Annotated in this window: 24 protein-coding genes and 1 rRNA gene; 1 reads left to right on the top strand and 24 read right to left on the bottom strand. The window is 35.7% G+C overall.

The window, feature by feature from the left end; translation table 11 throughout:
* Positions 1-50: 50 nt before the first annotated feature.
* The 14 genes from pth to metG form a co-directional block, all read right to left on the bottom strand.
* Entirely contained in the window at positions 51-611 is a 561-nt protein-coding gene (gene pth, locus RCJ96_RS26310; protein WP_001979768.1) for an aminoacyl-tRNA hydrolase, read from the bottom strand.
* Positions 612-683: 72 nt separating this feature from the next.
* On the bottom strand, positions 684-1,637 hold the full coding sequence (locus RCJ96_RS26305; protein ID WP_000107420.1) for a ribose-phosphate diphosphokinase: 954 nt from the start codon (positions 1,635-1,637) through the stop codon (positions 684-686).
* 18 nt (positions 1,638-1,655) lie between these two features.
* Positions 1,656-3,035 (bottom strand): bifunctional UDP-N-acetylglucosamine diphosphorylase/glucosamine-1-phosphate N-acetyltransferase GlmU, encoded by a 1,380-nt coding sequence (gene glmU, locus RCJ96_RS26300; RefSeq protein ID WP_000071036.1) that lies wholly within the window; start codon positions 3,033-3,035, stop codon positions 1,656-1,658.
* Positions 3,036-3,358: 323 nt separating this feature from the next.
* A complete protein-coding gene (gene spoVG / locus RCJ96_RS26295) occupies positions 3,359-3,652 on the bottom strand; it encodes a septation regulator SpoVG (RefSeq protein ID WP_000454041.1) in 294 nt (97 codons plus the stop codon).
* A gap of 152 nt (positions 3,653-3,804) precedes the next feature.
* Positions 3,805-4,179 carry a RidA family protein gene (locus RCJ96_RS26290; RefSeq protein ID WP_000869808.1) on the bottom strand — a complete coding sequence of 125 codons (375 nt, stop codon included), beginning with the start codon at positions 4,177-4,179 and terminating at the stop codon, positions 3,805-3,807.
* Between the two features lie 122 nt (positions 4,180-4,301).
* The gene (gene purR, locus RCJ96_RS26285) at positions 4,302-5,150 is read right to left on the bottom strand and encodes a pur operon repressor (RefSeq protein WP_000702473.1); all 849 of its coding nucleotides are present in this window, start codon (positions 5,148-5,150) and stop codon (positions 4,302-4,304) included.
* Between the two features lie 54 nt (positions 5,151-5,204).
* On the bottom strand, positions 5,205-6,074 hold the full coding sequence (gene ispE, locus RCJ96_RS26280) for a 4-(cytidine 5'-diphospho)-2-C-methyl-D-erythritol kinase (protein WP_000772094.1): 870 nt from the start codon (positions 6,072-6,074) through the stop codon (positions 5,205-5,207).
* A 196-nt stretch (positions 6,075-6,270) separates the two neighbouring features.
* Positions 6,271-6,450 (bottom strand): acid-soluble spore protein SspF, encoded by a 180-nt coding sequence (sspF, locus tag RCJ96_RS26275; protein WP_001985066.1) that lies wholly within the window; start codon positions 6,448-6,450, stop codon positions 6,271-6,273.
* A gap of 91 nt (positions 6,451-6,541) precedes the next feature.
* Positions 6,542-6,802, bottom strand: a complete 261-nt coding sequence (gene veg / locus RCJ96_RS26270) for a biofilm formation stimulator Veg (protein ID WP_000044350.1) — start codon at positions 6,800-6,802, stop codon at positions 6,542-6,544.
* A gap of 238 nt (positions 6,803-7,040) precedes the next feature.
* Positions 7,041-7,904, bottom strand: coding sequence for a sporulation peptidase YabG (yabG, locus tag RCJ96_RS26265; protein ID WP_001173738.1), 864 nt, complete (start codon positions 7,902-7,904; stop codon positions 7,041-7,043).
* Between the two features lie 110 nt (positions 7,905-8,014).
* On the bottom strand, positions 8,015-8,893 hold the full coding sequence (gene rsmA / locus RCJ96_RS26260) for a 16S rRNA (adenine(1518)-N(6)/adenine(1519)-N(6))-dimethyltransferase RsmA (RefSeq protein ID WP_074606815.1): 879 nt from the start codon (positions 8,891-8,893) through the stop codon (positions 8,015-8,017).
* Positions 8,890-9,447, bottom strand: a complete 558-nt coding sequence (rnmV, locus tag RCJ96_RS26255) for a ribonuclease M5 (RefSeq protein WP_000692830.1) — start codon at positions 9,445-9,447, stop codon at positions 8,890-8,892. Before rnmV ends, rsmA begins: the two co-directional genes overlap by 4 nt.
* Before the next feature lie 216 nt (positions 9,448-9,663).
* Positions 9,664-10,431 (bottom strand): TatD family hydrolase, encoded by a 768-nt coding sequence (locus RCJ96_RS26250; RefSeq protein WP_416504747.1) that lies wholly within the window; start codon positions 10,429-10,431, stop codon positions 9,664-9,666.
* Positions 10,432-10,596: 165 nt separating this feature from the next.
* Positions 10,597-12,579 carry a methionine--tRNA ligase gene (gene metG / locus RCJ96_RS26245; protein WP_074606811.1) on the bottom strand — a complete coding sequence of 661 codons (1,983 nt, stop codon included), beginning with the start codon at positions 12,577-12,579 and terminating at the stop codon, positions 10,597-10,599.
* 517 nt (positions 12,580-13,096) lie between these two features.
* Between metG and RCJ96_RS26240 the strand changes: the two genes are divergently transcribed.
* A complete protein-coding gene (locus tag RCJ96_RS26240; protein ID WP_000843036.1) occupies positions 13,097-13,381 on the top strand; it encodes an AbrB/MazE/SpoVT family DNA-binding domain-containing protein in 285 nt (94 codons plus the stop codon).
* A 20-nt stretch (positions 13,382-13,401) separates the two neighbouring features.
* On the opposite strand, the gene rsmI is transcribed toward RCJ96_RS26240, so the two are convergent.
* The 10 genes from rsmI to rrf form a co-directional block, all read right to left on the bottom strand.
* Entirely contained in the window at positions 13,402-14,277 is an 876-nt protein-coding gene (rsmI, locus tag RCJ96_RS26235) for a 16S rRNA (cytidine(1402)-2'-O)-methyltransferase (RefSeq protein WP_046199537.1), read from the bottom strand.
* Positions 14,246-14,536 carry a GIY-YIG nuclease family protein gene (locus RCJ96_RS26230; RefSeq protein ID WP_000414340.1) on the bottom strand — a complete coding sequence of 97 codons (291 nt, stop codon included), beginning with the start codon at positions 14,534-14,536 and terminating at the stop codon, positions 14,246-14,248. The genes rsmI and RCJ96_RS26230 overlap by 32 nt, the downstream gene beginning before the upstream one ends.
* The gene (locus RCJ96_RS26225) at positions 14,523-15,263 is read right to left on the bottom strand and encodes a tRNA1(Val) (adenine(37)-N6)-methyltransferase (protein ID WP_001055351.1); all 741 of its coding nucleotides are present in this window, start codon (positions 15,261-15,263) and stop codon (positions 14,523-14,525) included. The genes RCJ96_RS26230 and RCJ96_RS26225 overlap by 14 nt, the downstream gene beginning before the upstream one ends.
* Positions 15,264-15,383: 120 nt before the next feature.
* Positions 15,384-15,734: a DNA replication initiation control protein YabA gene (gene yabA, locus RCJ96_RS26220; protein WP_000412056.1), complete on the bottom strand. Its 351-nt coding sequence runs from the start codon at positions 15,732-15,734 to the stop codon at positions 15,384-15,386.
* 14 nt (positions 15,735-15,748) lie between these two features.
* Complete coding sequence (locus RCJ96_RS26215) at positions 15,749-16,576, bottom strand: PSP1 domain-containing protein (protein WP_000272429.1); 828 nt, start codon at positions 16,574-16,576, stop codon at positions 15,749-15,751.
* A 5-nt stretch (positions 16,577-16,581) separates the two neighbouring features.
* On the bottom strand, positions 16,582-17,565 hold the full coding sequence (gene holB / locus RCJ96_RS26210) for a DNA polymerase III subunit delta' (RefSeq protein ID WP_074606810.1): 984 nt from the start codon (positions 17,563-17,565) through the stop codon (positions 16,582-16,584).
* Positions 17,566-17,600: 35 nt separating this feature from the next.
* Entirely contained in the window at positions 17,601-18,227 is a 627-nt protein-coding gene (gene tmk / locus RCJ96_RS26205; RefSeq protein WP_000677231.1) for a dTMP kinase, read from the bottom strand.
* 1 nt (position 18,228) lies between these two features.
* Complete coding sequence (locus tag RCJ96_RS26200) at positions 18,229-19,650, bottom strand: aminotransferase class I/II-fold pyridoxal phosphate-dependent enzyme (RefSeq protein WP_074542408.1); 1,422 nt, start codon at positions 19,648-19,650, stop codon at positions 18,229-18,231.
* Between the two features lie 72 nt (positions 19,651-19,722).
* Positions 19,723-19,902: a sigma factor G inhibitor Gin gene (locus tag RCJ96_RS26195; RefSeq protein WP_000842028.1), complete on the bottom strand. Its 180-nt coding sequence runs from the start codon at positions 19,900-19,902 to the stop codon at positions 19,723-19,725.
* Between the two features lie 195 nt (positions 19,903-20,097).
* Positions 20,098-20,213 (bottom strand): 5S ribosomal RNA (rrf, locus tag RCJ96_RS26190).
* Positions 20,214-20,217 lie beyond the last annotated feature (4 nt).

Here is a 20,217-nt window from a genome sequence, read left to right as displayed (position 1 = left end):
ATTACTGCTAGTATGGGTAAAAATAAAATAAAATATTCCCAATCGTACTCTTAACTATTGAAAGTATTCATAATTTGAAGAAAAGGTTTATTTAACCATTCTTCACATGCATCTGCTGCTTTTTCAATAGAATGATTTACATCAGGAATCTCTTCTGATGTAAAACGTCCTAATACGTAATCTACTACCTTCATTCCATTTTTCGGACGATCGATTCCCATACGGATACGTTGAAACTCTTGTGTTCCTAAATGTGAAATTGTTGATTTCACACCATTATGTCCACCCGCACTGCCTTTCATACGAAGGCGTAATTTACCTACAGGGATGTCTAAATCATCGTACAGAACAACGAAGTCCTCTACATCAATTTTATAGTAATCCATTAACGGACGAATACTTTCCCCAGATAAATTCATATATGTAAGTGGCTTTAATAAGATTACTTTTTCTCCATTAACAAATCCTGCACCAAATACTCCTTTAAACTTTTGTTCGTTCAAAGAAATATTCCAACGCTTTGCAAGTTCATCAATCGCCATAAATCCAATATTATGCCTTGTTAATTCATATTCTCTACCTGGGTTCCCAAGTCCTACTATCAATTTCATTCTTGTACCACTACTTTCTTTTTTCGATACGAAAAGACGTAACCAATCTTGGTTACGTCTCATTCTATCCAATTAATTGAATAATACACTTACAGATTCTTCTTCGTATACACGAATGATTGCTTCTCCGATTAGTGGAGCAACTGAAAGTTCATGTACTTTGTCGATTTTCTTCTCTTCTGGTAATACGATAGAGTTCGTTACAACTAACTCTTTAATATTTGAGTTTTGGATACGCTCAATTGCTGGACCAGATAATACTGGGTGTGTACAGCAAGCATATACTTCAGAAGCACCGTTCTCAACAAGAGCGTTTGCTGCTAATGTAATTGTACCAGCTGTATCAATGATGTCATCAATTAAAATTGCTGTTTTACCTTCAATATTACCGATAATGTTCATTACCTCAGATACGTTCGGACGAGGACGACGCTTATCAATAATAGCGATCGGTGCTTTTAGGCGATCTGCCATTTTTCTAGCACGAGTTACTCCACCGTGGTCAGGTGACACGATTACGATATCTTTAAGACCTTTTGTTTCAAAGTAATCTGAAAGAATTGGTACACCCATTAGGTGGTCGATTGGGATATCAAAGAACCCTTGAATTTGTGGAGCATGTAAATCTAGAGTGATTACACGAGTTGCACCTGCTGTTTCAAGCAAGTTTGCTACAAGTTTCGATGTAATTGGTTCACGAGAACGCGCTTTACGGTCTTGACGCGCATAACCATAGTAAGGAATAACAATATTAATTGTTTTTGCAGATGCACGCTTTAATGCATCGATCATAATAAGTAATTCCATGATATGTTCGTTTACTGGGAAGCTTGTAGATTGAATAATGAATACATCGCAACCACGGATACTTTCTTCAATGTTAATTTGAACTTCTCCATCACTAAAACGATCAACAGAACATTTTCCTAGTCCTACTCCAATATGCTTTGCAATTTGCTCAGCAAGTTCCTTATTAGAGTTTAAAGAGAATACTTTCAAATTAGAATTTAGATATTGAGTCGACATCTAGATTAACCCTCCACATTATGATTTTTTCTTATTCAGCAATTGATCAACATAGTCTTCTTTGTTAACTTGACGTGCACGTGCTACAGATAATGCTTTTGATGGAACATTCTCTGTAATTGTAGAGCCTGCTGCCACATAAGCACCGTCTTCAACTGTTACAGGAGCAACAAGGTTTGAATTACATCCAATAAATACCCCGTTACCAATCACAGTTTTGAATTTATTCTTACCGTCATAGTTCACCGTAATTGAACCACAACCAAGATTCACGTCTTCTCCAACTTGTGCATCCCCGATATAACTTAAGTGTGAAGCTTTACTTCTATTACCAAAAACAGTTTTTTTGATTTCCACGAAGTTTCCAACGCGTACTTCATCTCCAATAACTGAATCTGGGCGAATATGTGCAAATGGGCCAACCGATACTTCTGTACCAAGCTTACTATCATGTACAGTAGATTGACGAATTGTCGTACGATCTCCAATTTCACTATCGCGAATTACTGTATGCGGTCCAATCTCACAATCAGAACCAATTACAGTGTTCCCCTCAATAATTGTTCCTGGATGAAGAACTGTATCACTACCGATAATTGCATCAGCAGAAATATACGTGTTACTTGGATCAATAATAGTAACACCATTTACCATGTTCTTTCGGTTGATACGGTTTTTCATAATAATTTCCGCTTGCGATAGAGCGACTCTGTCGTTAACACCTAACGTTTCATCGAAGTGCTCTGTTTGATAAGCTGATACAATATGACCTTCATTTTTTAAAATTTCAATAACATCTGGCAGGTAATATTCACCTTGTACGTTATCATTTGAAACTTTAGAAAGTGAAGCGAATAAAGCTTTATTATCAAAACAATACGTACCTGTATTGATTTCTTTAATAGCTAATTCTTTCTCATTTGCATCCTTATGCTCAACAATCTTTTCAACATGACCATTCTCATTACGAACGATACGACCATATCCAGCAGGTTCTTCTATGTAAGCTGTTAATACCGTTGCCATTGCCCCTGCTTCTTTATGTTGCTGAAGTAATGCTTCCATCGTTTCAGCAGTTATTAGCGGTGTATCACCACAAATAACTAAAGTTGTTCCTTCTTCGTTTGCAAGTACACTTGCAGCTTGATCTACAGCATGTGCTGTACCAAGTTGTTCTGCTTGTAATGCAAACTCACTTACGTTTCCTAGCTGTTCTTGTACCATTTCAGCACCATGTCCTACGACTGTTACAAGTTTCTGCAATCCTAATTGAGATACTTGATCGACAACATGTTGTACCATAGGTTTTCCACATACAGGATGAAGCACCTTGTATAGCTTAGACTTCATACGTGTGCCTTTACCTGCCGCTAGAATCACTGCAAATCTGTTTGACATATAGACCCTCCATCGCAACCTATTTATCCATTAACGATATTATCCTAAATCATCATATATTTCAAGAAACACATTTTAACTATTAAATTTTACCATAATTCTTATAAGATGTTTTACTCTTTAGTATCTTTTTTAAGAAATAAGCTATACTATTTAAAATGATTTTGAAAAAATTAGAAGTTCCCCTCTTTATTTTATTTAATTCGAAATTTTCTAAACGAAATATATGTATAAACACAAAAAAAACAAACCCCTGTAAATGCTTACAGGAGTTTGTTGCAAAATTATAGGGCTTCCTTTAAAAAGCCCTTTTCATTCGAATTTTACGAAGCGCCCGCTTCTTCAAACTCAACCTCTTCTAACTCGCCTAAACGATGATACTCTGTTAAAACCGCATCTTGAATTTTAGAGCGTGTACCAGAATTAATTGGATGTGCAATGTCACGGAATTCTCCATCTGGAGTACGTTTACTTGGCATTGCTACAAATAATCCATTATTACCATCAATTACACGAATATCATGAACAACAAATTCATGGTCTAGAGTAATAGAGGCAATTGCTCTCATGCGGCCTTCTGTGTTTACGCGGCGTAATCTTACGTCAGTCACTTCCATCTTGTGTTCACCACCCTTTTCTAAATAAGCGATATATTTGTATAAATTCCACAAAATTTCTATTTTCCCTTTAATTTTTTAAAAATTTTTAAGATAAAAATTTTTAATGTAATTGAATATAGAGATTAGTGGAGGTTATCGCTTACAAAGAATTACTTAACTAGGGCAATTACTTCAATTTCAACTGAAACATCTTTCGGTAATTTTGCTACTTGTACGCAAGAACGAGCTGGCTTATGAGCAGAGAAATAAGATCCATATACTTCATTAACAGCATTAAAATCATCCATGTCTTTTAAGAATACTGTTGTTTTTACTACCGTATCAAATGAAGCACCTGCTTCTTCTAATACTGCTTGTAAATTTTGAAATACTTGCTCTGTTTGTACTGTTACGTCTCCTGCTACAAGCTCTCCACTTGCAGTTAACGGAATTTGTCCTGAACTGTAAAACATATTATTTACAATAATCCCTTGTGAATATGGTCCAATCGCTTGTGGTGCATTGTTTGTTTGAACAACTTTCATACTTTTCACCCTTTTATTATTTATTTTTACTCTTTAAAAATAGTGTACGAAAAGCAGTTTGTCCATCTATTTTATAACTTATAAATAGAATAAAAAAAGATAAAGCTATTTGCTTTACCTTTTTACTCAGCCTCTACAAGCCCTTCATCAAATGGTGCCAGTGAATAATTTCCCTTTTCCACTTGAATCGCTTTTTCTTTCACATCAACTTCCGATAGACGAATTAATGATACAAAATTATTAATTAGTCTTTCTTCAATATCCGTAGACTCTACTAATACACCAATACCAACAACATTAGCTTTAAACTCTTCTAACATACTCATCATACCTTGAATGGTTCCGCCAGCTTTCATGAAGTCATCAATAATTAAAACATTGGATCCTTCTGGAAGGCTACGCTTCGCTAACGTCATTGTTTGAATTCGCTTAGAAGAACCTGATACATAGTTAATACTAACAGTTGGTCCTTCTGTTACCTTATTATCTTTTCTTGCAATCACTACCGGTACATCTAAGTAGTTCGCCACTGCATATGCAAGTGGAATCCCCTTCGTTGCCACCGTCATAACTGCATCAATTGGTTGCCTAGCAAAAACAGAAGCAAACAAACGACCTGCGCCATTAATATGACGAGGATTACTTAAAAGATCTGTCATATATAAGTAACCACCAGGCAAAATACGATCTGGATTTTCAAATAAGCTACACAGCTCACCAATAATTAGATCTGCCTCTTCTTCACTTATATATGGTATATATTTCACTCCTCCTGCTGCTCCTGGTATCGTTTGCAATGTGCCGACCCCTTGTTGTTCAAACGTTTGCTTAATAATAACTAAATCTTCACTAATAGAAGACTTAGCTGATTGATACCTTTCAGCAAAAAAAGTGAGAGAAACTAGCTGACGAGGGTTTTGTAACAAGTAATAAGTCATATCGACTAATCTTGTACTTCGTCTAATTTTCATACTCCCACCTCAAATCACGAATATTCTAAACAAATCATAACGTATTATACGTCTTTATTCAAGCGTTTCTCGCTCTCCTAATAAACGTACTGCGTATACTTGTTCACAAAATCCTTTTAATCCGTTATATATACGATGCATTCGCGAATCATGGTGCACAAGACCGAATACAGTTGGACCACTACCACTCATTAATACGGCATCTGCTCCAAATCGCTTCATCTGTGCCTTAATACGTGCAACTTCAGGATGCATCGCAAACGTTACATCTTCTAAAACATTACCGACAGTATCACAAATCCCTTTGTAGTCTCCAGCATTTATGACATCCACCATTTTATCTACATTTGGATGTGTAACTCGATTTAACTTTAAATTTCCATACACATCAGCAGTAGATACACCAATATGGGGTTTTGCTAAAATAACCCAACAAGAAGGTGGAGTTTTTATGTGCTCAATCTGCTCCCCTCTTCCAGTGGCAATTGCTGTCCCACCATATACGCAAAACGATACGTCTGACCCAATTTCTGCGCCAAGCTCTGCTAACTGATCAATTGTAAGCCCTAAATTCCATAATTTATTAAGACCACGTAATGTCGCTGCTGCATCACTACTTCCACCCGCTAATCCAGCTGCTACTGGAATCGTTTTTTCAATAGTAATAGATACACCCTTTTTCACATTAAACTTCTCTTTTAATAATTTCGCTGCTTGATAAGCCAGATTTCTTTGGTCGTCTGGGACATACCGATTATGGGATAAAATTTCAATACGGTCTTCTGCTAATTCCATTAGTTCTAAACGATCCGCTAAATCAATTGTTGTCATAATCATTTTCACTTCATGATATCCGTCTTGTCTTTTTCCCAGTACATCTAACGACAGATTAATCTTTGCTGGTGCTTTCACTAGTAGCTTCAATCTATTCACCCACTCTATGTACTCAATCTTTTATCGTTTATTTTACCATAAATTTATAGTAAGACGATGACACTTCCCTAATTATAACGAAAAGCATTCAGAATGAAACTACTTATGTAAAATGATGGCACCTTTTATAGTACAAAAAGCCGAGGAATCACTCCTCGGCTACCGTAGCATAGAAAGTATCTTACAACTACTGGTTTTGTTTCATTAATTGCTGTTCTGCAATTTCTATAGCACGTTTCACCATGTTACCAGCATCTTTCGCACGAATTCCGCCCCATCCTTCTTTCTGAACAACATCATAAAAGCCCAACTCTTTTGCAAGCTCTTCTTTAAATTGATTCGACATGACACCTCTTCGTCTACTCAATGCAGAGTCCCTCCTTATTTTGCTACGGTATCATTAGTATGCAAAATAATATAGCTTTTCATTTGTGGGAATATATGTAACGATACATGAATTATAAAATCACTTCATTATGAGGTTCACCATAAAATGTTAGCTCTACTGTCTCTGTTAAAACATCCGCATAACTATACGACACACGTTGCAACGTATCTTCTTGTTGATCCAGTTGTACAACAAAAACAGAACGGTACGTTTCTGCAAGTACACCTGATTGTTCTACAGTTTTTCTTCTCCCACTGTTTGCCTTTAACATCAGTCTCTGTCCAAGATGGTGATCTAATTCGCTTTTAATTTCATCTAAACGTTTTGACATATACTTCGTTACACCTCGCTGTAATTTAGATTGAACACTTAAAACACGATATATCTATCCCAATTATTAACCGCAACTCACAGACAATATCATTATAAAAGCATCATGCGTTCGAATAGATAGAAGAAATACTATATTGTAAAAGTATCATTATGTAGTCTGTGCGTTCTTGTCTCTTTTTATCCAAACAGATTTAAATCCTCTCCATACAAAAAAGCAAGATACATATGTACCTTGCTTATTCTTCATAATGTTGAAAAGGTAAGCCAGTTCGTAAAATCCCCCTCGTCTCAATCCCGCCAAGCCCCTTTTCACCAGTAATCGTATTACGTACAACATCCCATACATTAACCCTTTCCATAAATGACGTAAAACTAATTTTACCAACCACATATACAGGATCTAGTGCGTGAATATTAATTCTAGATGGGGAACTAGCAAAATTAGCGCCTGCTCGAATTAATGCTTCAAAGTGTGATTGACATGCCCCAGCAAAAATAACGAGTTGATCCAATGATGGATATTTTTTTCTCACTTCTCGAACAGCCTGTACAAAATGCCTTGAATGCCTATAGGCTGCTAAATCTCCCTTTACGCCTTTTGATTTTGTATACGCATCGTGCCCTGTAATAACTAAAATGTCCGGACGAAAATGGTCTATTAAATCTACTACCTTTTCATGCATCTCCGTTTCTTTACAATGAATACCTTGTACAGGAACACCAATTTTATTATATAAATCTAGGCACTTGCGCAAATATAACGGGTCTCCATCTATATGCAATACACGCCCTGGCATTTGAAAATAATTCACTTCACTTGTATATCCACCAGTTGAAGTGTGTTCATGCCTTTGTTTCATTAATACGTAATCTTGTTGAAACAAACGATACGTCCGCTCCATTGTTTCTTTCTCACGCTTCGCTCTCTTTTTATGTTCTCGTTGATCTATACTAATTAAATCTTCAAGTGGCGCATCTGCCACTAATCTAATTTCCTCTCCAAACAATATAGCTATCTCACCTTTTATTTCTATAATACGAAAAAGGATATCCCTATTATGAGAATATCGTTCCACTAATTCTCCAACATGTAAAGCCATTCTCCTACCTCCAAACTCGTTAGGCCATCTTACCTGTTTTTAAAGTATGAATTTAGGAGGAGAAAGGTGACAAAAGGGACAGTTCAAATTGAACTGTCCCTTTTGTACCCTTATGATAACTTATGAAGAACTAATGCATTACTTAATGTCGCAAACTCTTCGATAGATAGCGTTTCGCCTCTTCGTTTTGGATCAATTCCTACTTCTGTTAAAATCCGATTCAACAGCTCTTTATCTTTCGGGAAACCATTTAAATTATTTGATAAATTATTCATTAAAGTTTTACGACGCTGTGCAAAACTTGCTCGTACTACTTCAAAGAAGAATGTCTCATCTGTTACCTCTACCACTGGTTTAGGACGCTTTAGGAGGCGAATAATTGCAGAATCAACATTCGGTTGTGGCACAAACACTGTACGCGGTACAGTCATAACTGTTTCTACCTCTGTATAATACTGAATAGCAATGGATAAAGAACCATACTCTTTCGTTCCAGGCTTAGCTGCTAAACGATCCCCAACTTCTTTTTGCATCATAACAACGAATCCACGAACCGGTAATTTCTCTTCCAGCAATTTAAATAAAATTGGCGTTGTAATATAGTATGGTAAATTAGCTACTACCATTACATCTTGTCCTTCTTCAAATTGCTCACTAAACACCTCATGTACATCTGCCTTTAGTACATCTTTATTGATAACTGTAACATTGCCATATGGAGCTAACGTCTCATCTAAAATCGGTAATAACCTTTGATCAATTTCAAAAGCCACTACTTTTTTGGCACGCTTCGCTAATTGTTCCGTTAATGCACCGATACCTGGTCCAATTTCAATTGCACCACTTTCTGAACCAATTTCAGCGTGATCAACGATACGATTTAATACATTCGTATCAATTAAAAAATTTTGCCCTAAACTTTTTTTGAATGAAAATCCATACTTTTCAACAATGTCTTTCGTACGATTTGGCGTTGCGATATCCTTCATTTTCTTTCCTCCTGTATGACTTGCTTATAAGCTTCTGCAAATGATTCTTTTGAAACTTGAAACATTTGTAAACGTTTATGTAACTGTTTTGCGTTTGTATAACCAATCTTTAATAGCTTACCCATTCTTTCTCTGCGACTCTTTGCCATTTCTCCGCCCACTAAACCTGCATCGACTAAATCGCTCCAACTAATTTCACTTGTGTAAGCTTCCATTTCTTCATGTATATTCTCTAAAGCACGGCGAATTGATTCATTAGAAGCATGTTCAATTCCGACACCTTTTTTCCTCTTAGCAAGTGCTTCTTCCTTCGGTAAAAAAGCATGTTTACATCCAGGTACCTTATCAGAAATAATTTTTCGAATACGCTCTCCAGGATAATCCGGATCTGTGAAAATAATAACGCCTCGTTTTTGCAGCGCTAATTTAACTTGTTCAATAACATGATCACCGATTGCTGAACCGTTCGTTTCAATTGTATCCGCATCAACAGCACGCTTAATTGCAACTGTATCATCTTTACCTTCTACAACGATAATCTCTTTAATTTTCATGCTTGCCTCCACACTCGTTTCGTCTCTACTTAGTAAAACAAAAAAATGACGACTTTTCCATTATTATTTTCCCCATTGTTACATTTTAAAAAATAGAATATCTAAAACTTTGTTCTCTCTCCTTATTGTAACACTTACTCATTCACCCTCGTTTTCTCTACCACTTCTACTATTCCGTTTCTCAAAAAATAAAAAGAATGGGCTCCCCCATTCTTTTTATTCGACACCAAATAAAGCTTTTGCATTCTTAGTTGTTACTTCCGCTACCTCTTCATAAGAAATTCCTTTTAAGTTTGCAATTTCTTCTGCTACGAGTTTTACATAACTCGGTTCATTTCGTTTTCCTCGAAATGGATGTGGTGTTAAATACGGACAATCCGTCTCTATTAACAATTTCTCTAATGGAATCTCAGTAGCAACTTCTTTCGGTTTCTTAGCGTTTTTAAACGTAACCGGTCCACCTAATGAAATTAAAAAGTTCATATCAACACATCGCTCTGCTACTTCTACACTGCCGCTAAAGCAATGCATAATGCCTCCTACTTCAGCTGCATTCTCTTCTTCTAGAATATCAACAATATCTTGCGTTGCATCGCGGTTATGTATAATAATCGGCAACTTTACCTTTTTCGCTAACGCAATTTGTTTACGGAATACTTCTTTCTGTATTTCTTTTGACGACTTATCCCAGTGATAATCTAAGCCCATCTCTCCAAGTGCAACGACCTTAGGATGAGCAGTAAGTTCTTCTAACCAAGCTAAATGCTCTTCTGTCATGTCAATTGCATCAACTGGATGCCATCCAACCGCAGCGTAAATAAAATCATAGGCTTCAGCTAATTCAATCGCCTTTTTTATCGTTGCTTCATCAAAACCAACAACAACTGTATAAGTAACCCCCGCTTCTTTCATTCGGGCAATCACTTCTTGCAAGTCTTCTTCAAATTGCTCTGCATTCAAATGTGAATGTGTATCAAACAACATAATACATAACTCCTTTTATATTGAAATCCAATTTATTCTACGCAAATAAGCTCTTTCATAACTTAACGATAACAATACTACAATCTTAATGCAAAAATGAGAGTGTAAAAAGAAAAAAGACGCTTCACACATGTTACACGTGAAACATCTCTTTTCTTGTCTTAATTACTTGATTTTTGTACCATTTGGTAGATTTTGGTCAATCGATGCTAATGACAATACGCCATTCTCTTCACCCGCTAAAATCATACCTTGCGATAATTCACCGCGTAATTTTACAGGTTTTAAATTTGTTACACAAATAACCTTTTTACCTTTTAGGTCTTCTGGCGAATAGAATTTTGCAATTCCAGAAACAACTTGACGCTTTTCTGTACCTAAGTCTAGTTGAATTTTTAACAACTTGTCTGCTTTTTTCACAGGTTCCGCAGATAGTACTTCAGCTACACGCAATTCTACTTTAAAGAAATCATCAATTGTAATTTCTTCTGCCTTCGGTTCTTCTTCTTTTTTCTCTTCTACTTTAGGAGCAGAGGCTTTCATTTGTTCTTTAATGTACGCTACCTCTACTTCCATTTCTAAACGAGGGAAAATTGGTTGTCCTTTTTCTACTTTTGTTCCAGCTGGAATACATCCAATTGTAGACAGGCTTTCCCAAGATGTATGTGCTTCATCAGTCAGGCCAAGCTGAGCAAACATCTTGCTTGGTGCTACTGTTAAGAATGGCATAAGCATAATACCCGTTTGACGAAGTACTTCTGCTAAGTGAGCCATTACAGAAGCTAACTTTTCACGATCATTCTCGTCTTTCGCTAATACCCATGGTTGTGTTTCATCAATATATTTATTCGTACGGCTAACCAATTGCCAAATTGAGCTTAGAGCTACAGAGAATTCCATATTCTCCATTGCTTCTTCAACTTTTTTCAATGTATCTTTCGCAAATGTTACTAACGTTTCATCAAATTCCGTTACATTTGCTTTAAATGCAGGGATTTCTCCGTTAAAGTACTTATCAATCATAGCTACTGTACGATTTAATAAGTTACCTAAGTCATTTGCTAAATCGAAATTAATACGCTCCACAAATCCTTCTGGTGTGAATACGCCATCAGATCCGAATGGAACTTCACGAAGTAAGTAATAACGTAATGCATCTAATCCGTAACGATCAATTAATGTAACTGGATCTACTACATTTCCTTTTGACTTACTCATCTTTCCATCCTTCATTAAAATCCAACCGTGAGCAAAGACTTTTTTCGGAAGAGGTAAATCTAATGCCATTAAAATGATTGGCCAATAAATCGTATGGAAACGAACGATTTCTTTTCCAACTAAATGCACATCTGCTGGCCAGAACTTCTTATACATCTCTTCATTTTCTGTTCCATAACCTAATGCTGTAATGTAGTTAGATAATGCGTCAACCCATACGTAAATAACGTGTTTCGGATTACCTGGAACACGAACTCCCCAGTCAAATGAAGTACGGGAAACTGCTAAATCTTCTAAGCCTGGTTTAATGAAGTTATTAATCATTTCATTCTTACGAGACTCTGGCTGAATGAAATGTGGATTCTCTTCATAGAACTTTAATAGTCTGTCAACATATTTACCCATTCTAAAGAAATATGATTCTTCACGAACAAGTTCTACATCATGACCACTGTCTGGACTTTTTCCCCCAACTACTTTGTCACCTTCCATAATTGGATCTACTAATTGATGCTCCGTATAGAATGTCTCATCTTGTACAGAATACCAACCTTCATATTCATCAAGATAAATATCCCCTTGATCTACTAGTTGCTTGAAGATTTTTTCGACAACATCTTTATGACGATCTTCCGTTGTACGGATAAAGTCATCATAGGAGATATCCATCTTCTCCCAAAGTTCTTTAATTCCTGCAACGATGTTATCCACATATGCTTGTGGTGTAACATTTAATTCTTCTGCTTTCTTTTGGATCTTCTGTCCATGCTCATCAGTTCCTGTTAAATAATGAACATTATATCCTTGCATACGCTTATATCGTGCCATCGCATCTCCTGCTACTGTTGTATAAGCATGTCCAATGTGTAATTTTCCACTTGGATAATAAATTGGGGTAGTAATATAAAAGGATTTGTTTTCCTTTGTCATTGTTTTGGACCTCCCGGATAACCTCATATGTATTTATAAATAGTATATCAAAAACTTATATATAAAGTGAAACTTTAATCTGTGAGGGTCTTGTTCATTCCCACGGATTATCAACCCACACCAATCGGACTTTTACGAGCAATCCGACTTCCACTTAACTTCTTTGGCCCAGCCGAATTTAAAATTTAGAATCTTACTACTCGTTAATGCAGGATAAAAACAAGTTCATATTTTTATATTTATCATCTATTACTCATATTTCAAGAAAATATACAGTCATTACCTATAGTTTCTTGATTTTTCCGAAAATAAAGTGAAATAATAGTAGAAATTACTCAAATTCTATTATATATAAGAAGTAAGAAATCTATAAATCTTTTTAAAAAATATAGAATTAAAGAATTGACGGAAATGTAAATGATTGGTATCATATGTCCATAGGGTATTTTGTCGAAAAATGACGAATCTAAAAATAGACTCGAAACTTATAAACTATTTCTTTAGGAGGAAAAGAATTATGAAATCTACTGGTATCGTTCGTAAAGTTGATGAATTAGGTCGTGTAGTAATTCCGATCGAATTACGCCGTACTTTAGGTATTGCAGAAAAGGATGCTCTTGAAATCTATGTTGATGACGAGAAAATCATCTTAAAAAAATATAAGCCAAACATGACTTGCCAAGTAACTGGTGAAGTATCTGATGGTAACCTATCTTTAGCTGAAGGTAAAATTATCTTAAGCAAAGAAGGCGCTGAGCAAATCTTAAACGAGCTTCAAGATTATATCGAAACAGCAAAATAAGCTTCTCAATTATGAGAAGCTTATTTTTTATCGACATGATAGATTTGATATACATCGCGTTTCGACAAATCTCGATCTTTAGCGACTGTTTTTATCGCCTCTTTTGAATTCATACCTTTTTCGTTTATATAATGTTCAATATGATTATATACTGAAATAGATTCCCACCATTTTTCTTCTGGAGCAGGTTCTTCCGTTGAACCAGCTACTAAAATACAAAACTCACCACGAACTTCATTTTGTTTCGTCCACTCAATTGCTTCTTCAACTGTTCCTCGAATAAATTCCTCGAATTTTTTCGTTAACTCTCGGCATAATACGATTTCTCTATTTCCCAATACTTCTTGCATCGAGATTAAAGTATCATCCAGGCGGTGAGGCGCTTCATAAAACATCATTGTAGTTTGTATGTAACGAAGCTTCTCTAACTCCATTTTTCTTTCTTTTTTATTTCTTTGTAAAAACCCATAGAAATAAAACTGTTTTGTTTCAAGTCCTGATGCAATTAATGCTGTAAGGGCTGCATTTGCCCCAGGAAGCGGGATTACATGATATTGCTCAGCTACTGCCTCGACAACAATATCATAGCCTGGATCGGAAATACACGGCATACCAGCGTCACTAACAAGTGCTACAGTCTTTCCTTCATCTAACTTCTCTAATATTTTCTTTCCACTTACTTCTTTATTATGCTCGTGGTAACTCATAACAGGCGTTTCAATTTCAAAATAATTACAAAGTTTTTTCGTTTGTCTCGTATCTTCAGCAGCAATTAAATCCGCTTCTTTTAAAATTCGGATTGCACGAAATGTCATATCTTCTAAATTTCCAATAGGAGTTGGTACTAAATATAAAACTCCCTTTTCACTTTGTTGAAAGCTTTTTTGTTGCCACATAGCGTTCTCCTTTTTGCATATATTCTTCTTTTTGTTTTCTATTTAATTGCTTAAAATAATACTCTGCTTGCATAGCTGTACGTTTATCTTCATGAAATTCTACGTATTTTAAAGCAACAGGAAGTCTAGCACGCGTATACTTAGCCCCTTTTCCGCTATTATGGGTCTCAATCCGCTTCTCTATATGATTTGTATATCCAGCATAGTAACTTCCATCAGAGCACTCCACTACATAAAAACAATGCTTATTCTTCTCCATATAAAATCGAGCGAATCTCCTTTGTATATTCATTATTTTCTTCATATACAAAAAGAGGTGGCAATATTTTCAAATCTGCGTTTCCGTCCTTAATTCCTTCAATTAACAATGTATTCGCTTCTTTCCCTGCCTTAGGATAAACAAATCGTACACGCTTCGGTTCAATTTTGTATTTACGCATTAATGTAACAATATCTAATAAACGACCTGGACGATGTACAAATGCTACTTTCCCGCCTTGCTTTACTAACTGACTACTTGCAGATACAACATCCTCTAGTGTACACATAATTTCATGACGAGCTATCGCTAAATGTTCATTCATATTTTTTTCAGAAGTTGCAGGTGTTTGGAAATAAGGCGGATTACATGTGACAACATCATATTGATGACGCCCAAGTTTCTCCGGCATATCTTTCAAATCCCCGTGTATTAAGTGAATTCTTTCTTCCAACTTATTGTATTGGACACTTCTTATTCCCATATCATATAAGCGTTCTTGAATTTCTACACCAGTAATATTCCCTTTCGTCCTTGTACTTAATAGAAGGGGCACAACTGCATTACCTGTACACAAATCAAGTAAATTACCTTTTTGAATTGGCACCCAAGCAAAGTCTGCAAGTAAAACAGCATCTAACGAGAAATTAAATACTGATGGGCTTTGTATAATCTTCAAATCTTGTGCTAATAAGTAATCTAAACGTTCATCTTCATATAAATTCATATGTTGCTCCTTTTCTTACACTTAACCTACCCTATTTCATCTTCTACTAATAAAAAACATATTCGATTCTACTCTCATGTATAAAAAATTACCTTTCCAATTATTATTGGAAAGGTAATTTCACTTTTTATTTAAAAATGACAGGCAGAATAAACAATCTCCCTCTTTACGTACACTTCCATAATGCAGATTACAAATATGAAAACCTTCTTGATATAGTCTTGCTAAATTATCGTAGCCTTCACCAATATCTGTCTTCGGCTTCACTTCTTTACGTTTTTGAGTTTTTTGTTTTTCTTTAATCTGTACTTCTTCAAAGCGGTGTCGCAAATTTTCATTTTCCATTTTTATATGTTGGTTTTCTTCCAGTAACTCTGCAAGATGTTGTTTTAATTCTCCCAACTGTTTGTATAAATGTCCAATTTGCTCTTCCATACTAGAAACCGATGCAAAAATATCTTTTTTCTCCACAAGCACCCACCTCATTAATCTGTGGTTTGACTCGAAACGACCCCTTTATTCACTAATTCATCTAACGTATATTCTACTATCCGTTCCTTGTCTACTAGTTCCACTTGAATTAATCTTTCTAAAATATTTAATCCGATAACACGGCCAGTACCATGCGGGGTTTGTATACGTTGATCTAAATCAGGAAGTTGTTCCTTTGCTGCCTCATATTCATCATTCTCATATTTTAAGCAACACATTAAGCGACCACATAAACCAGAGATTTTTGCAGGATTTAATGATAAATTTTGATCCTTTGCCATCTTAATGGATACAGGTTCAAAATCCCCTAAAAAAGTAGAACAACAAAGCATACGACCACATGGACCAATACCACCAAGCATTTTCGCTTCATCACGAACACCAATTTGTCTTAGTTCAATTCTTGTCCTAAAAATTGCTGCTAAGTCCTTCACTAGTTCGCGAAAATCAATCCGACCATCCGCAGTAAAGTAGAAAATAATTTTATTGCGATCGAACGTATACTCTACATCTACAAGTTTCATATCAAGATTATGTTCTACTACCTTTTGCTGACAAACTTGATATGCTTCTTTTGCAGCATGTTTGTTCTCTTCAACAATGGTACGATCGTTTTCATTTGCAATGCGAATAACCTTTTTTAGCGGTAATACAACGTCGTTTTCATCAACTTGCTTTTTGGTAATAACTACTTTTCCGTATTCAATACCTCTTACTGTTTCTACAATTACAAACTCATTTTCAGAGATATCGAACTGATTCGGATCAAAGTAATACACCTTTCCGGCCTTCTTAAAGCGAACACCTACTACATCATACAAAACGGTCATCCCTCCTGCAACCGCAACACTAACTGTTCGAACACAAGCTGCGCATTTACATTAGCGTTGATTCTATTTTTTGCCTCTAATATATTAAAGAGAGCTGATACAATGCGCTTCTGAGCGTAGGAGAAAGATTCAAACATCTCTTTCTGCTCATGAAAAACAAGACGATCTTCTTCTCCAAGTTGAACATATAATAAATCCTTATAAATAAGGAGTAACATATCTAAACCTTGCTGTAATTGTTCTTTCTCTCCAAAGTGTTTTCCCCATTTTTCTTGTACAAAAAAAATAGAGGCTTTATCTTTTTCGAGCGCTTCACATAATTTTATCACTAAAGCTCGTGCTTGTGCAAACCATTCATCACTACATAAAGCTAAAGCTTCATCAAAACTATTTGTGAGTTGTGCAGCAAGTGTCGATAAAGATGTCGTAACACCTTCATCCTGTAGTCTCCTAATTAAAGATTCCGTAGGTAACGGTCTAAATGTAACAACTTGACAGCGAGATAAAATCGTATTTAAAATTTGATGACTTTGTTCAGTAAGTAAAATAGCTGTTGTATCACTACTTGGTTCTTCTAAAAATTTCAACAGTGTATTCGCCGCATTTGCTGTCATACGGTCTGCGTGCTCAATAACATATACTTTTTTATTTGCTTCTAATCCTGTTTTTGAAAACTCTTCTTGTAAATCATGAATTTGCTGCTTCTTAATAGATAATCCGTCTGGTTTTACAATATGTAAGTTTGGGTGGTTACCTGAATCAATTCGCTTACAATTTGTACATACATGACAAGGCTCTATCCCATTCCGCTGAGAACAGAGGAAACTCTTTGCCATTTGAATTGCTGTCGCAAACTTTCCTGTTCCTTTCCCTCCCTCTAACAAGTAAGCGTGGGATATACGCTCTTTTGCGATGCTATTCATCAACATTTTTACACCGATGGGTTGTATAGCAGAAAGCTGCTCCCACGTCTTCGTCATAATGCATACCTCACTTATTTCATTCTTTCCTTCTATTATAACAATTTATCTTCTATAACTTGAATAACTTCTTCTATAAGTTTTTCCATTGGTTGATCAGCATTTACTAATACAATACGATCCGAGAAACGTTCTACAACTTGTAAATACCCTTCACGCACACGTTTATGGAAAGTGATATCTTCCATATCTAACCGATTCACTTCACGTCCTGCATCTTTTGCAATTCGAGCTAAACCAACCTCGGGTTCAATGTCTAGATAAATTGTTAAACTAGGCATGCAGTCTTCTGTTGCGAAACGATTGATTTCAAATACTTTATCCATACCTAACCCTCTTGCATAGCCTTGATACGCTAAAGAGCTATCTATAAAACGATCACATAATACAAGGTAATCCTCATCAAGTGCCGGCATAACTTTTTCCACTAAATGTTGTCTACGTGCAGCGGCATATAGAAGTGCCTCTGTACGTGCTTCCATCATCGTATATTCTTGCTTATGTAAAATCGTTCTAATCTCCTCAGAAATTGCAATACCACCTGGTTCTCTCGTCGCCATTACCTTTTGTTCCTTTTGTTCAAAGTATGGCAATAAACCTTGAATTAACGTTGTTTTACCCGAACCTTCTGGCCCCTCAATTGTTACAAATAATCCCTTCATCCTAAAACCTACTTTCTATATCATACACTTTCATATATTTCGTGCTACCTTGAAAACGAGCGCCTGCTCTCTCTAAATGCATAATTTGCTCTTTATGTTCTGAAGTAATTCTTTCTCCATACATAATCAATGGAATACCAGGTGGATATGGAATTACCATTTCCGCCGCTATCATCCCAACTGCTTCTTCTACAGATACTACTTTTGTTTCATATCCTTCCAGTTGTTTATATGTATACGGCAGGGGAGAAATTTCTCCTTTATAAGTATAACGAATAGATTCCGTCTTGTCTTTCACCTCATAAGGTTGCAACGCCGCCCGGATCATCTCTATAGCCTTCATATACTTCTTATTTACTTGCAAAGGCAAAATAAATAAGACATTATATGGATCTGCCATTTCGGTATATATACCAACCTTTTCTAATACAGACTGTAATTCGTATCCTGATAACTGACAACGCGTCTGTATGGTAACTTTTAGCTCGTCTTGTAATGGATATTGTAAAATAGCTAATTGTGGGATAGAAGACAATTCTTCTTTAAATTCCTGTAAAAACTCGACAATTTCATCATGTCCCTTTTCTTTTATACGCGCTATCGTAAAGCGTGCAATATCAAGGGAAGCCATAATTGGATACGATGGACTACTAGATTGTAGCATACTTAAATAAGTAGAAACTTTTTCTTCTTTCACTAAGCGGCTATTTATATGTAAATAGGATCCCATCGTCATCGCAGGTAATGTTTTATGTGCGGAATGAACTACAATATCTGCACCATATGCTAAAGCTGACTTTGGAAATGCCCCACCTAAGCAAAAATGAGCTCCATGCGCTTCATCTACTAACACAGGAATTTTATGTGCATGTGCATAAGCAATGCTTGCCTCTAAATCCATCCCCATACCATAATAATTAGGATGTGTTAAAATAAGTGCTTTCGCATTTGGGTATTTTTCAATTGCTTCCTTAATAATCTCATCATGAATTCCCACGGGTACGTTATAAGCTTCATCAATCCATGGATCTAAAAAAATTGGATTTGCTCCTGCTAATTTTAAACCATTAATAATTGATTTATGACAATTTCTTTGTACAAGAACAATATCATGTTCCCTACAGCAAGACAAAATCATTGCTAAGTTTCCGACTGTTGAACCATTAATTAAAAAATAACTTTTGTTCACTCCATATACATCAGCTAATAATTGTTGTGCCTCATCTATACATTCAAACGGACTATGTAAATCATCTAACCCTGATAACTCAGTTACATCGATAGATAGTATATCTTTAAACTCCTCTACTGCCCCTTGAGGGAAGTTTAAACCATTTTTATGACCTGGAACATGAAAGGATAACGGCCTTCTTTCTTTAAACTCTATTAATGCTTCATATAAAGGTATGCGATTTTGATTCATCTATATCTCTTCCTTATTATTTCATTCTTTCTCTATTATACAGAACAAAAAAAATAATAGGCATATGCCTATTTAAAAATATGATACTTCTAATTTCCGAAGCTGTTTTAAATAATATATATACTTTGGATCATTTGTTTCTGTATTCACCATGTCCTTTTCACATTCATAACATATTAAATTATTATAAACATATATCCCTTCTTTTCTTTCTGTCTCACAAACAATACAAACTTCGTTTTGTGATTTCATATCTTTCCCTCCCTATTTAATTTAAATGGACATATTTTATACTTCTATTCCTTAACAATTTACAGAAAAATATACATCGATTTCTTATATAATATGATTCATCCTTGGGCAACGTGTTTGTATTACCATTACTTCTTTTTGCATACTGTTTGAAAACACAAAAAAACACAAGTCAAAAGACTTGTGTTTTTAGTTGCTTGGCGACGTCCTACTCTCACAGGGACAAGGTCCCAACTACCATCGGCGCTAGAGAGCTTAACTTCCGTGTTCGGTATGGGAACGGGTGTGACCTCTCTGCCATCATCACCAAACTAT

It is taken from the genome of Bacillus sp. BSL6 (genome assembly GCF_052928345.1).
Note: the sequence above shows the minus strand (reverse complement) of the source record. Positions and strands in the feature narration are given on the sequence as shown.